The sequence below is a fragment of the Aurantiacibacter sp. MUD61 genome (genome assembly GCF_027912455.1).
In the GTDB taxonomy this organism is placed as follows: Bacteria; Pseudomonadota; Alphaproteobacteria; order Sphingomonadales; family Sphingomonadaceae; genus Alteraurantiacibacter.
In genome coordinates this window covers 2,837,325-2,850,071 of the sequence record NZ_CP115446.1, presented here as the reverse complement: position 1 = coordinate 2,850,071, position 12,747 = coordinate 2,837,325, and the positions used below count along the sequence as shown (strand labels likewise).

Sequence of the window (12,747 nt, the reverse complement as noted above, 5' to 3'; positions counted from 1 at the left end):
AATCCCGCAGAGGTAGGAGACCATCCGACAAGCAACGGAACACTTTCCGTATGCATTCGCTGACGGTGATATGAAACGCTTCCTCGCCTTGATGGTCTCAGCCGCGCTGCTCGTGCCGACATTGACGGCATATGGCTCAGCCGTGGTGGAAGCACAGGATGCGGCGCCGTCGCGCCCTGGCCAGCGATCTATTCCGGTGCTCGGTTTCGATCCGGCAGGCGAGCACCCCTTCGACCAGCTCGAGCACTCCTCAGATGATCGCATCCAGCACCAGGTCCGGGTGCAGCAGCGGGTCGTCATCAGGATTGGACCGGCTGCGCCGCGCGATCGCAGGACTATGCTCAATGAATTGCCGCGCCGCCCGATGACCGCGCGGTTTGAAGAGGTCGATCACGGAAACTGCATCGATGCTGAGGATATCATCGGCATCCAGCCGACGAATGACAACCGCCTGCTCTTCTTTCTCGACAACAGCAATGTGCTGGCCGCTCAGCTGCAGAATGGCTGTTCGGCCCGCGCGTTCTACGCAGGCTTTTACATCGAGCGTAGTGATGATGGCAGGCTTTGCGTCGCGCGTGACCGCCTGCAATCGCGCGCAGGGGGTAGCTGCCAGATCGCCGATTTCACCCGGCTTGTCGCCGTTGCCAACTAGGCACAGCGCCCCTTTCTTTCGCAGCGCATCTATCCGTAAATCTTGACTCTGCCGCCATGCGAGGCCTAGGGGCGCGCAGCTTGCAAGACTTCGCCATGAAGCTGTGGCACCACATTTATTTTCCGGAATTTTTTGATTTGACCACTTTTGCCGATCTCGGCCTATCTCCTGAATTGCTTAAAGCTGTCGATGAGGCTGGCTATACAGAGCCAACCCCGATCCAGGCAGAGGCGATCCCTGCCGTCCTCATGATGAAGGACATTATCGGCATCGCGCAGACGGGAACAGGCAAGACGGCCAGCTTCGTGCTGCCGATGATCGATGTGCTGGCCAGCGGCCGCCGCCGCGCACTGATGCCGCGCTCGCTCATTCTCGAGCCGACGCGTGAACTGGCCGCCCAGGTCGCGGAGAATTTCGAGAAATACGGCGCGAACCACGATCTGCGGATGACTCTGCTGATTGGCGGTGTGCAGATGGGCGATCAATTGAAGGCGCTCAACGAAGGTGTCGACGTGTTGATCGCGACGCCGGGCCGCCTGATGGACCTGATCGAGCGCGGCAAGATCATGCTCAACGGCTGCGAGCTGCTGGTGATCGACGAGGCCGACCGGATGCTCGACATGGGCTTTATTCCGGACATCGAGTTCATCTGCGACAAGCTGCCCGAACCACGCCAGACGCTGCTGTTCAGCGCGACGATGCCGCCGCCGATCGAGAAGCTGGGCAAGAAGTTCCTCGACAATCCCAAGCGGATCGAAGTCAGCCGCGCAGCATCGACCAACGAAAATATCACCGCATTCAAGATCCCTGTCCAGACGCGTGAGAAGCGTTCGACCCTGCGCTGGCTGCTGAACAACGATCTGGTCGAAACCGCGATCATCTTCTGCAACCGCAAGACGACTGTGCGCGAACTCAACAAGAGCCTGCAGCGTCACGGCTTCAAGTCCGGCGAAATTCACGGCGATATCGACCAGAACCAGCGCAACAAGGAATTGCAGCGCTTCAAGGATGGCGACATCAACATCCTGGTCGCATCAGACGTTGCCGCGCGCGGGCTCGACATCAAGGGTGTTAGCCACGTCTTCAACTTCGACACGCCGTGGCACCCGGATGACTACGTCCACCGCATCGGCCGCACGGGCCGCGCCGGTAACAAGGGCCGCGCGTTTACTTTCGTTGCGCCGGAAGATGCAGAGGCGATCGACAATGTCGAAAAGCTGACCGGAGCGAAAGTGCCGGTGTTCGGCAAAAAGGACGTGCGGGTCGATCTGCCGGAACCTGCCGCGAAGAAAAGCTCGCCTAAAAACGACAAGTCCGACGATGGTGATCAGGACGAAAAGCCCAAGCGTTCGCGCAGCAAGTCATCGGAAAGTGACGAAAAGCCCAAGCGCCAGAGCAAGCGCAAGTCCGAGCAGCAAGATGAAACGCCCAAGCACGAGGACAAGCCCAAGAGGGCATCGCGCGGTCGTCAGCAGGACGATAAACCGGTGCCGGCTGGCGAGTGGAATGGCCCCAAGCCTGAATTCCTCAGCGTCGGTTTTGACTGAATTGCAGTTTCAGAGAATTCGGCGGCATTAACATAGGTTGTTGGTGTTGCCATTGATTTCATGACAGCCCTCCGTTCGAAAGGCGGCGGGGCATGCACAAGGGTTTTGAAAGCGGCGATAGGCAGGCTTCGGATCAGTTATCTGGGGAAGGCCCCACGCCACCGATCCGTTATGAGATAGAGCGGCTCGCCGACAAGCACGATGCGCACCAGACCCATGTCGTGGACGCTCGCGATCTTTACGATGCAATCCGCAAAGCCAGGCAGCTGATCGGTGTCGGAGAAGTTCGTATCCGGCGCGATGGCCGCCAAGTCTGCTACCTCCACCTGCAAAGCGCGACACGCTGGTGGGTTGAACTCAGCGAGAATGCCGGCTGAATGCCTGTCTGCGCTAGCGGCTTAGCTGCTGCGCTTGGTCAGATAGAGGTAATTGGGATCGAATCCCGCAAGATCGCACAGCTCGTCACGCTTGTGGATAGTGATGATCTTTTCCTTGAACGTCAGATAGCCATCTTCGCGGAGCTGCCGCAGCAGGCGGTTCACATGAATCTGTGAAAAGCCGAGGCATTCGCCCAGCTGCGTTTGCGTCAGCGGGAAATCGAAAGTGCCATTATCGGCAAGGCCCACAACTTCCGAGCGCGCGTGTATCTCGCAGATCAGATGTGCGATCCGGGCCTTCCCTTCGCGCGATCCGATATTCTGGATCCATTCGCGGTGCATGGCGGCATCGACCATGGTCGAAAACCACAGGATGCGCGCCATCCGCGGATCGTGGTCGATCAGCTCGCTGATATCGGTGTGATGCAGCTTGGCAATGGTGCAAGAGGTGAGGGCAACGATGGAATGGTCGAGCACTTCCAGCGGGTATGAATGTAAATCCACGAAATCGCCCGGGATCTGCAATTGCGTGATCTGGCGCGAACCGTCTTCATTATATTTGGCGCGCGCCGCATAGCCTTCGATGATGAGCGAGGAGAAGTGAATCCGTTCGTCCTCACGAACGAGAAATTCCTCGCGATCGTAAACTGTGGTCAGCGTGATCCGTTCAGATAGTCTCTCTGCTTCCGCTTCGGAAAAACTGAAGCGCTTGCGGATTGTGGCGACAAATTTCGCAATGTCCGGGTCGAAGGTGCGACCCTTGAGCAAGGCTCCATCGGAATGCTGTTCTGAGTAAACCAATTCGTCCCCTCCATCCGACCCGAACGGTCCGTCCCTAAGCGAGGTTCCCTAGCTGCGCGCCATCATATGTTAATTCGGCAAAAAGGCATGCATTTATTTTTATTCGGTGGCCGATTAGCCCTGATCGGCGAGGCTGACAAAGCTATCGATCACACGCTTTTCGCCCGCCTTGTCGAATTCGATCACAAGCTTATTGCCTTCCTGATCCATGACTTCGCCATAGCCGAACTTGTCGTGAAACACGCGGTCTCCGATGCCGATATCGGTGCGGGCCTTTGCGGCAAAACTGGCGGCGCTGCGGGTGCTTTCCTTCACGCGCTTGGCCTTCGGATCGTATCCGGTGGCGAGGGCGCGCTGCCAGCCGGGGCCGCGGGCTGAGGAGCGCTCCGGGCGGCTTTGCGAAACATGCGCGAAGGGATCTTCGCTCTCGCTCCAATTTGCCTGCCACAGGCTGCGCCCGCCCGTCAGCGTTGTCTCGGTTTCGACATGCTCTTCGGGCAATTCCTCAACAAAGCGGCTGGGTATCGAGCTGTTCCACTGGCCGAAAATGCGCCGGTTGGCCGCGTGCACGATGGTGCATTTGCGCCGCGCGCGGGTGATGGCGACATAGGCGAGACGGCGCTCTTCCTCGAGGCTGGCGAGCCCGCCTTCGTCGAGCGAGCGCTGGCTTGGAAACACGCCTTCTTCCCAGCCGGGCAGGAAGACATGGTCGAATTCCAGGCCCTTTGCCGCATGCATCGTCATGATGGTGACTTTCTCCCCATCGTCGCGAGCGTCATTGTCCATCACCAGTGCGACGTGCTCGAGGAATTGTTCGAGCGTGTCGTATTCCTCCATCGCGCGGACAAGTTCGGTAAGGTTTTCCGCGCGGCCGGCTGCTTCGGTGCTGCGATCGGCTTTCAGCATTGCGTCGTAGCCACTTTCTTCCAGCACCGCGCGCATTAGCTCTGAAGGAGTGACCGCCTCCGCCATTTCGCGCCAGCGCAGGAAGCTGCGCATCAATTCGGCAATCGTGTTGCGTGCGCGGGGCGGCAATTCATCGCTATCGGCAAGCTCAAGCGCGGCTGCGGCCAGCGGCTGACCGGTGCCCCGCGCGTGCAGGAACATCTTCTCCAGCGTCTTCGCGCCGAGCCCGCGCTTGGGCGTGTTGTAAATCCGCTCGAACGCCAGATCGTCCGCCGGCTGGGCGATGACGCGCAGATAGGCCATCGCATCGCGGATTTCCGCGCGCTCGTAAAAGCGGAAGCCGCCGACGATGCGGTAATTCAGGCCAATCTGGATAAAGCGGTCTTCAAACTCGCGGGTCTGGTATTGCGCGCGGACGAGGATAGCGACCTGATCGAGGCTGAGGCCTTCACGCTCCAACCGTTCAATCTCTTCGCCCACCCGGCGCGCTTCTTCGGGCGCATCCCACACGCCGATGACGCGCACTTTCGGGCCCTCGGGTAGCTCGGTCCACAGCGTCTTGCCGAGCCGCTGGCTGTTCGCTTCGATCAGCCCGCTCGCGGCGGCGAGAATCTGCGGGGTGGAGCGATAGTTCTGCTCCAGCTTGACCACTTTCGCGCCGGGAAAATCCTTGTCGAAGCGCAGGATATTGGCGACTTCCGCCCCGCGCCATGAGTAGATCGACTGGTCGTCATCCCCCACCACGCAGATATTCTTGCGTGTCTGCGCTATTAGCCGCAGCCAGAGGTACTGGACGGCGTTGGTGTCCTGATACTCATCCACCAGCACATATTTGAAGCGCTTCTGATACTGCTCCAGCACATCGCGATGCTTGCGGAAGATATTGAGCATATGCAGCAGCAGATCGCCGAAATCGCAGGCGTTAAGGCTCTGCAAGCGCGCCTGGTAGAGGCGGTACATCTCCTGCCCCTTGCCATTGGCATAGCTCTCATTGTCGACCGGCGTCAGATCACCGGGGTTGAGCCCGCGGTTCTTCCAGCTGTCGATGAGCCCGGCCAGCTGGCGAGGGGGCCAGCGCTTTTCGTCAATGTCATTCTCTCGGATCATTGCCTTAAGCAGGCGCAGCTGATCGTCCGTATCGATGATCGTGTAATTGCTTTTCAGGTCGACCAGTTCGGCGTGGCGCCGCAGCATCTTCGCGCCGATGGAGTGAAAAGTGCCGAGCCACGGCATGCCTTCCAGCGCGCCGCCCGTCAGCTTGCCTACGCGCTCCCGCATTTCGCGCGCCGCCTTGTTGGTGAAAGTAACGCACAGGATTTCGGAGGGCCACGCCAGCCGCTCCCGCACGATATGGGCGAGACGGTGCGTCAGCGCCGCAGTCTTGCCCGTGCCCGCACCTGCCAGCATCAAAACCGGCCCTTCGGTGGTCATCACGGCTTCACGCTGCGGCGCGTTCAGATGGCCGAGCCATTCGGGCACGCTTTGCAGGTCGACAGGATCGGTAGTGGCGGGGGGGCTATTCACCGGTGAACAGTTAGGGAACGGAGGCCAAACGTGCAAGCGCAGCGGCCAATGGAGGAACCAATTTTTTTCGGAACCGACAGGGTTTGCAGTCCATTGGTCTGGCGTACGGGAAACCGAAAAAGTTGAAGGAATTCATAATGAAAAAGCTAGCTCTTGCAGCCGCAACCGCGCTTACCATGACTGCCGCACCGGCGATGGCACAGGATTACGCCGACGATGGAACGACGATGCAGTCCTATGCCCATCTCAATGATCTGAACGAAGAACAGCGCGCCGAGCGTGAGACGTGGACCATCGAACTGCGCGACTACTACGATGGTCTCGAAGCCGAAGAGCGCGAGACCTGGTGGTATCTCGACGATATGCAGCGCATGATGATCGTGCGCATGGATGACGATGCGCAGATGAGCCAGTGGAGTACTTACAAGGCGCAGTATGACAACCAGTACCTGCGCATGCGCAGCGGCGACGTAGAATACGTCCGCAGTGCAATGGTGCAGGATGCGCCGATGCCGCGTTCCGCGCATGATGGGGATTACCCCGTCTGTGAAAGCGATGCGGACGATCATTGTGTGAACGCATGGGCCGCAGGTCAGCGTGGTCCGGGTGTCGACCGCCCGCTCCAGTACTGGCCGGGTGAATCCTAATCAAAACGCGCTGAGGGGCTAAGTCCCGCGAGGCAACAGGATAGGGGCCGTTCTTTCGGGAGCGGCCCTTTTCTATGCGCGGTCTATTCGGGAAGTTTCAGGAATATGAGTTTCGCCGCGCCCACCTTGCGCTCGGACTCTACTTCCATCCGGCGGATATTGGCATCTTCCTTTGCGCCGACTTCCAGCGTGACCCATGTCGCAGGGCCGATCCAGCCGAGCCGCACGAGCCTGTCGATCGCCACCGCGCCAGCGCCGCTCTTGTACGGCGGATCGAGCATGATGAGGTCGAGTGGCGTCTTCGGCGGGCCGAGCGAAAGAACCGATCCGGCGACCACATCCGATTGCTGCTGCGCCTTCAGGGCGGCGATATTGGCCCTCAGCGCACGGATCGCGGCGGCATCCTGCTCGACGAACAGGCAATGCTGTGCGCCGCGGCTGAGCGCCTCCAGCCCCAGCGCGCCGGAGCCTGCGAAGAGGTCTGCGATCCGTAGATCGGCAAAGCTGCCGAGGCGGCTCGTCAGCATGGAGAAAAGCGTTTCGCGCGTGCGGTCCGCCGTTGGACGTGTGGCATCGCCTTGCGGAGCCTTGAGCGGACGCCGCTTCCATTCCCCGGCAATGATCCTCACGCATCACCCCGCTTGATCGACGTGCGGAAGCGCTCGACATCTTCCTTGCGGATTTCGACTGCGCCGCCGCGCGGCAGGTCTGCAAGGCCAAACGGGCCGTAGGCGGTGCGGATGAGGCGGCTGACTTCCAGGCCGAAGTGTTCGAGAACGCGGCGAACTTCGCGGTTCTTGCCTTCGGTCAGCGTCAGCTCGATCCACTGGTTGCGACCGGTGCGGCGTTCCAGATTGGCGTCGATCCGGTCATACCGCATGCCTTCGATCTCGGTGCCCTCCATCAGCGTTTCGAGCTGTTCCTGCGTGATCTCGCCGAATGTGCGGGCGCGGTAGGTGCGCGGAATTTCCGAAGAGGGTAGCTCCAGCAGCCGCTTGAATTCGCCATCATTGGTCAACAGCAGCAGGCCCTCGGTATTCATGTCCAGCCGGCCAACCGGCATCAGGCGGGGCGTGTTCTTGGGCAGCGCGTTGCGCAGCGCATCGTAAATCGTCGGCCGCCCGGAAAAATCGCGCTCCGCCGTCAACAGGCCGGTGGGCTTGTGAAAAGCGAAAAGCCGAGTGCGCTCGGGCTTGGCGACGGGCTTTCCATCCACCGTCACACCTTTCAGCGTTGTGAGGAAGGTCGCGGGGGTCGTTACGAACTCATCCCCGATCTTGATCCGGCGCGCTTCGATCATCCGCTCGATCTCCCGGCGGCTGGCGACACCTGCGCGGGCGAGCAGTTTGGCGATACGATCGCCTTCGGGGCGTGGTTCTTTTGACATGCGCCAAGCCTTTAGGCGTTGAGAGGCTGTTCATCCAGCCTTCCATTGCGATCAATTACAGCTAAGCGTGCTGAGAACGACAACCGGAGAGTGCCTGCATGGCTGAAGCCGCCGCTGAAACGACTAAAAAGACCAAGCCCGGCTGGGGGACGCTGTTTCGCTCGCTGAGGAATCCGAAGAGTGGTTACACCGCGCTGTTCGGCTTTGCGAGCGGCCTTCCGTTCTCGCTGTTTCTCGGCACGCTCTATGCATGGTTGTCCGAAGCAGAGGTGGAGCTGGAGACGATGGGCGTCTTCTCGCTCATCGGGCTGGCCTATGCCTTCCAATTCCTCTGGTCGCCGCTGATCGACAAGGTTTCGATCCCCGGTTTTTCCAATCTGGGGCGCCGCAAGCAGTGGATCGTGCCGGCGCAAATCCTGCTTGGCGTTATCCTGATTGCGCTCAGCCTCTCAAACCCGACCAACGAGGCGATCGGCTGGTTCAGCCTGCTCGCCGGGATCGGAGCACTCGCCAGCGCGACGCAGGACATCGCAATCAATGCCTGGCGTATCGACGTGGCCGATGAAGAGGCGACCCTCGATATCCTCTCGACAGTCTACCAGATGGGTTACCGGCTGGCGGCGCTGGTCGGCGGGGCGCTTGGTCTTATCATCGCTGCGCGCATCGGCTGGCCGCAGACCTACCTCATCATGGGCGGCATTCTGCTCGCTATCGGCATCATCGGGCTTTGGGCTCCCGATACCAAGGTGACCGAAGCGGGCGAAGGCGAACCGGATGAGCTCCTTCTAAGCCTCCAAAAGAAGGGCGAAATAAATCCTTCGCTGCGCGCAAAGGCGCTTGGCGCGGTTGGCCTGCTGTGGGCGGTTGCCATCGGCACGGTGCTGACCTTCATGTATATGTCGCTTGCCTACGCGCCCGAAGATCGCCCGAATCCGACCGACTTTACCGTCAATTTCGGACCGTGGATCATCGTTGCGACAGTTGTGATCCCGGCGTTTATTGCTGGCTGGCTCGCTTCCCAGAAGAACAAGGGGGAGAATGTCCTCACCGAGGATATCCCGCGCGATGCAGGCAATTCCTACGCCATCGACCATCTGTATCGTGCGCTGGTGATGCCGCTGGTGGAGTTCGTCGGCCGCATGGGCTGGTCGCTGGTGCTGATCCTGTCGCTGGTGCTGACGTACCGAATTTGTGACGCGATCTGGGGCACGTTTGCCTATCCGTTCTATCTCGGCGAGCTCAATTACACGAATGACGAGGTCGCTTTCGCGTCCAAGTTCTTCGGTGTCGGCGCAATTATCGCAGGCCTCGCGCTCGGCGGGTACATGCTCACCGTGGTGGGCCGGATGGCGACGCTTACCTTTGGCGCGCTGATCGCTGCGCTCACCAACCTGCTTTACGCCGACATGGCCATTGGCGGCGCGAATATGCAGGCGGCGAGCGATGCGATCTACTTCACCAATCTTATTGAGTTCATGGCACCCTTCGGTTCGGAAGGCCTTCCGCGGCTGACTTTCACCATCATGTGGGAGAACCTCGCTATCGGTATCGCTGGTGCAGCCTATGTGGCCTGGCTCAGCTCGATCGTGTCGAAGAAATATTCTGCCGTGCAATACGCGCTGCTGTCCTCGCTCACGCTGCTGGTGGGCACGCTGGGCCGCGGCGCGCTGGGCGAGATGATCGAAGATCGCGGCTATTTCGACGTGTTCATCCTCACAACCGCAATCGGCGGTGTGGCCGTAGTGCTCTGCATTTTCGAATGGATCAGGCAGAAGCGCGCAGGAGCGAAAAGCGGTGTGGTCACGCCGGACGCGGCGGCAGTCCCAGCCGAGTAGTTACTCCGGCCATTCGCGGTTGAGCTTCAGCACTTCGCCAGCGAGGTAAAGCGAGCCTGTAATCAGGACGGCTTCGGACTTGTCGGCAGCGATCTGGCGCAGTGCCGCGACCACATCTGGCGCTTCGTGCACATCAACGGGCCATTGTTTGAAGGCTGCTGTTTCGTGCGTGTCCTGACCGGGCACGGGGACTATGGTCACGCTTTCGACAAGCCCATGCAGCGGATCCATCAGGCTGGCGGGGTCCTTGCGTATCAGCATGCCGATTACGCAATGCGGCGCAAGATCCTGCGCTTCCACGAAAGCGGCAATGGCTTCGCCCGCGCTGCGGTTGTGGCCGCCATCGAGCCAGATGGGAACTCCGGGCAGGAGGTCTTGCAGCGGCCCGGGGGAAAGCTTTTGCAATCGTGCGGGCCAGTTGGCGCTGCGCAGGCCCTCGGACAAAGCCTTGTCGCTGACATCGATCCGATCCTGGGCGCGCAGCATTGCTATGGCGAGGCCAGCATTGGCCGCCTGATGCTCGCCTGGCAGCGAGGGCAGGGGGAGGGTTAGCGAGCCCCGAGGGTCGCGGTAATGGACGGTTTTCCGGTCTGCGTGTGCATTCCATGCTTTACCCTGAAGCCAGAGCGGAATGTCCTCTTCTCGCGCAATCTCTTCCAGAAAGCGGTTGGCGCGGGGCGCATTCGAAAGCGCGACCAGCGGAACGCCAGTGCGCCGGATACCGCTTTTCTCGAAGGAGAGCCGCTCGTCCACATCCTCCGGCGCGCCCTCTTCGGGCTGAAGCAGGAATTCCGCATGATCGAGGCCCAGCGCGGCAATCCCTGTCGCAGCGGGATTGGCAATCACATTGGTCGCATCCAGTCTGCCTCCAAGCCCCACTTCGATCACGCAGGCATCGGCAGGCGTGCGGCTGAAGGCAAGGAAAGCGGCGGCAATCGTGACTTCGAAAAAGCTGGGTACCAGATGCTCGGCGGCATCGAGCACTTCCTCCAATGTGGAGGCCAATTCAGCATCGGAAATCAGCTCGCCAGCGATCCGTATCCGCTCATTGAAGCGCACCAGATGCGGCGACGTGGTGACGTGCACTCGTTTGCCATCGGCTTCCAGAATGGCGCGCAGGAAGGCGCAGGTGGAGCCTTTGCCATTGGTGCCTGCGACATGGAAAACCGGCGGCAGCGCCTCGTGCGGATTGCCGAGCGCTTCCAGAATTGCCTGGATTTTCTCCAGCCCAAGCCCACCTTGCGGCAGAGGCAGATCGGCCAGCCGATCAAGCTGGCGCTGCACCGCCGGATCATCTGAAATGGCGAAGTCTTTCATCGCCGCAGGGCCTGCTTAGGCAGCCTTTGCAGGGGTCAGGTAGTCGAGCAGCCGCGCCAAAGTGGCTTTCAGATCGTGGCGGTCCACCACCATATCCACCATGCCGTGCTTGTGCAGATATTCGGCGCGCTGGAAGCCTTCGGGCAATTGCTCGCGAATGGTTTCCTGGATCACGCGCTGTCCGGCAAAGCCGATCAGGGCACCGGGTTCTGCGACATGCACATCGCCCAGCATTGCGTAGCTGGCGGTGACACCGCCAGTGGTCGGGTCTGCGAGGACCACGATATAGGGCAGGCCCGCATCGCGAAGGCGGCGCGTCATTACGGTCGCGCGCGGCATCTGCATCAGGCTGAGAATGCCTTCCTGCATACGCGCGCCGCCCGCAGCGGTGACGCAGACGAAGCCGCATTTTTCATCGAGCGCGCGCTGGGCTGCGGCGATAAAGGCATCGCCCACCGCCATGCCCATGCTGCCGCCCATGAAAGTGAAATCCTGCACGCCGACAACGGCCGCGCGGCCGTCCATCGTGCCATAGGCTGCGGTGAAAGCATCGTGATGCGGATTGCTTGCGCGGGCCGTCCTCAGCCGATCGGTGTAACGCTTGGAATCGCGGAACTTGAGTGGGTCTTCCGCCACTTCGGGCGCGGGCAGCAGTTCGAAGCCTTCGTCGAGCAATTGCTCCAGCCGCGCATCGGCGCCGATGCGGCCGTGGTGTTCGCATTTCGGGCAGACCGAGAGGTTCGACTCATATTCCTTGGCGAAGATCATTTCGGTGCAGCGCGGGCATTTCACCCAGAGGTTATCGGGGGTTTCGCGCTTGCTGATGAACGGCAGGCGTTCGCGGACTCGTGTTAGCCAGGACATGGGTTGAGCCTATCGGGCAGAATGCACGGCCTTGGCAAGCCTTGCGGTAAGGTCTTGCAGGTGGTGCGGTGCGTCTTGGCCGTGTTCGCCCACCAGTTCCACGAGCGCAGAGCCGACCACGACGCCATCCGCGACGCGGGCAATCGCCTCGGCCTGTTCAGGCTCGCGCACGCCGAAGCCCACTGCGACCGGCAAATCCGTGTGGCTCTTGATGCGGCTGACATTCGCCTCGATGCTCTCGATGGCGGCGGCCTGCTTGCCGGTGATCCCCGCAACGCTGACGTAATAGAGAAAACCCGCCGAGCCATCCAATACGGTGGGGAGGCGCTTTTCATCCGTAGTGGGCGTCGAAAGGCGGATGGGCGCGATGCCCTTGGCGCGCAGGGCAGGGCCGAGATCCTCGTCCTCTTCGGGCGCTAAGTCGACGCAGATCACGCCATCGACGCCCGCCTTCTCGCAAGCATCGGCAAACCACTCAGGTCCGCGCCGGATCATCGGGTTGGCGTAGCCCATCAGCACCAGCGGCACGTCCGAATGGCGCTCGCGAAATGCAGTGGCGATTGCGAGGACGTCGGCAGTGGTCGTGCCATTGCCGAGCGAACGGATATTCGCCGCCTGGATCGCGGGGCCATCGGCCATCGGATCGGTGAAAGGCATGCCCAGCTCGATCACATCCGCTCCGCCCGCGACGAGAGCATCGAGATTGGCCGCAGTGTCGCCATCGCCAGCAGTGATGAAAGCGACGAGGGCGGGGCGGGGGGCGGAGAAGGCGTTTGTGAGGCGGGTCATGCTTGATGAGTTTCTGAACCGGTTGGATGAGTGTCTGCCCGATATCGGCGCCACCCGTATGCAAGGCAAAACGCTATCAAAACTGTCCAAAAGAAGGATGG

Annotated in this window: 12 protein-coding genes; 5 read left to right on the top strand and 7 right to left on the bottom strand. The window is 60.8% G+C overall.

Translation table 11 applies throughout. The features are described 5' to 3' along the window. Positions 1-70 precede the first annotated feature (70 nt). The 3 genes from O2N64_RS13810 (at position 71) to O2N64_RS13800 (ending at position 2,576) form a co-directional block, all read left to right on the top strand. On the top strand, positions 71-652 hold the full coding sequence (locus O2N64_RS13810; RefSeq protein ID WP_271078157.1) for a hypothetical protein: 582 nt from the start codon (positions 71-73) through the stop codon (positions 650-652). A 137-nt stretch (positions 653-789) separates the two neighbouring features. After that, entirely contained in the window at positions 790-2,199 is a 1,410-nt protein-coding gene (locus tag O2N64_RS13805; protein ID WP_442866734.1) for a DEAD/DEAH box helicase, read from the top strand. A 92-nt stretch (positions 2,200-2,291) separates the two neighbouring features. Beyond that, complete coding sequence (locus O2N64_RS13800; protein WP_271078156.1) at positions 2,292-2,576, top strand: hypothetical protein; 285 nt, start codon at positions 2,292-2,294, stop codon at positions 2,574-2,576. A gap of 21 nt (positions 2,577-2,597) precedes the next feature. Here the strand turns inward: O2N64_RS13800 and O2N64_RS13795 are convergent, their stop codons facing one another. Both O2N64_RS13795 and O2N64_RS13790 read right to left on the bottom strand, forming a co-directional pair. Then, a complete protein-coding gene (locus O2N64_RS13795; RefSeq protein WP_271078155.1) occupies positions 2,598-3,377 on the bottom strand; it encodes a Crp/Fnr family transcriptional regulator in 780 nt (259 codons plus the stop codon). Between the two features lie 114 nt (positions 3,378-3,491). After that, the gene (locus O2N64_RS13790) at positions 3,492-5,771 is read right to left on the bottom strand and encodes an ATP-dependent helicase (RefSeq protein ID WP_442866758.1); all 2,280 of its coding nucleotides are present in this window, start codon (positions 5,769-5,771) and stop codon (positions 3,492-3,494) included. A 173-nt stretch (positions 5,772-5,944) separates the two neighbouring features. On the opposite strand from O2N64_RS13790, the gene O2N64_RS13785 reads away from it, so the two are divergent. Then, complete coding sequence (locus O2N64_RS13785) at positions 5,945-6,454, top strand: hypothetical protein (protein ID WP_271078154.1); 510 nt, start codon at positions 5,945-5,947, stop codon at positions 6,452-6,454. An 83-nt stretch (positions 6,455-6,537) separates the two neighbouring features. On the opposite strand, the gene rsmD is transcribed toward O2N64_RS13785, so the two are convergent. Together rsmD and O2N64_RS13775 are read right to left on the bottom strand one after the other, a co-directional pair. Further along, on the bottom strand, positions 6,538-7,083 hold the full coding sequence (gene rsmD, locus O2N64_RS13780; protein WP_271078153.1) for a 16S rRNA (guanine(966)-N(2))-methyltransferase RsmD: 546 nt from the start codon (positions 7,081-7,083) through the stop codon (positions 6,538-6,540). Then, positions 7,080-7,841 carry a pseudouridine synthase gene (locus tag O2N64_RS13775; RefSeq protein WP_271078152.1) on the bottom strand — a complete coding sequence of 254 codons (762 nt, stop codon included), beginning with the start codon at positions 7,839-7,841 and terminating at the stop codon, positions 7,080-7,082. Before O2N64_RS13775 ends, rsmD begins: the two co-directional genes overlap by 4 nt. Positions 7,842-7,939: 98 nt before the next feature. On the opposite strand from O2N64_RS13775, the gene O2N64_RS13770 reads away from it, so the two are divergent. After that, positions 7,940-9,676 (top strand): AmpG family muropeptide MFS transporter, encoded by a 1,737-nt coding sequence (locus tag O2N64_RS13770; RefSeq protein WP_271078151.1) that lies wholly within the window; start codon positions 7,940-7,942, stop codon positions 9,674-9,676. On the opposite strand, the gene O2N64_RS13765 is transcribed toward O2N64_RS13770, so the two are convergent. Genes O2N64_RS13765 through trpA form a run of 3 tightly spaced genes read right to left on the bottom strand, consistent with a single transcriptional unit; the run spans position 9,677 to position 12,646 of the window. Next, positions 9,677-10,993, bottom strand: a complete 1,317-nt coding sequence (locus tag O2N64_RS13765) for a bifunctional folylpolyglutamate synthase/dihydrofolate synthase (RefSeq protein ID WP_271078150.1) — start codon at positions 10,991-10,993, stop codon at positions 9,677-9,679. 15 nt (positions 10,994-11,008) lie between these two features. Further along, complete coding sequence (gene accD, locus O2N64_RS13760) at positions 11,009-11,857, bottom strand: acetyl-CoA carboxylase, carboxyltransferase subunit beta (RefSeq protein ID WP_271078149.1); 849 nt, start codon at positions 11,855-11,857, stop codon at positions 11,009-11,011. Positions 11,858-11,866: 9 nt separating this feature from the next. After that, a complete protein-coding gene (trpA, locus tag O2N64_RS13755; protein ID WP_271078148.1) occupies positions 11,867-12,646 on the bottom strand; it encodes a tryptophan synthase subunit alpha in 780 nt (259 codons plus the stop codon). Positions 12,647-12,747 lie beyond the last annotated feature (101 nt).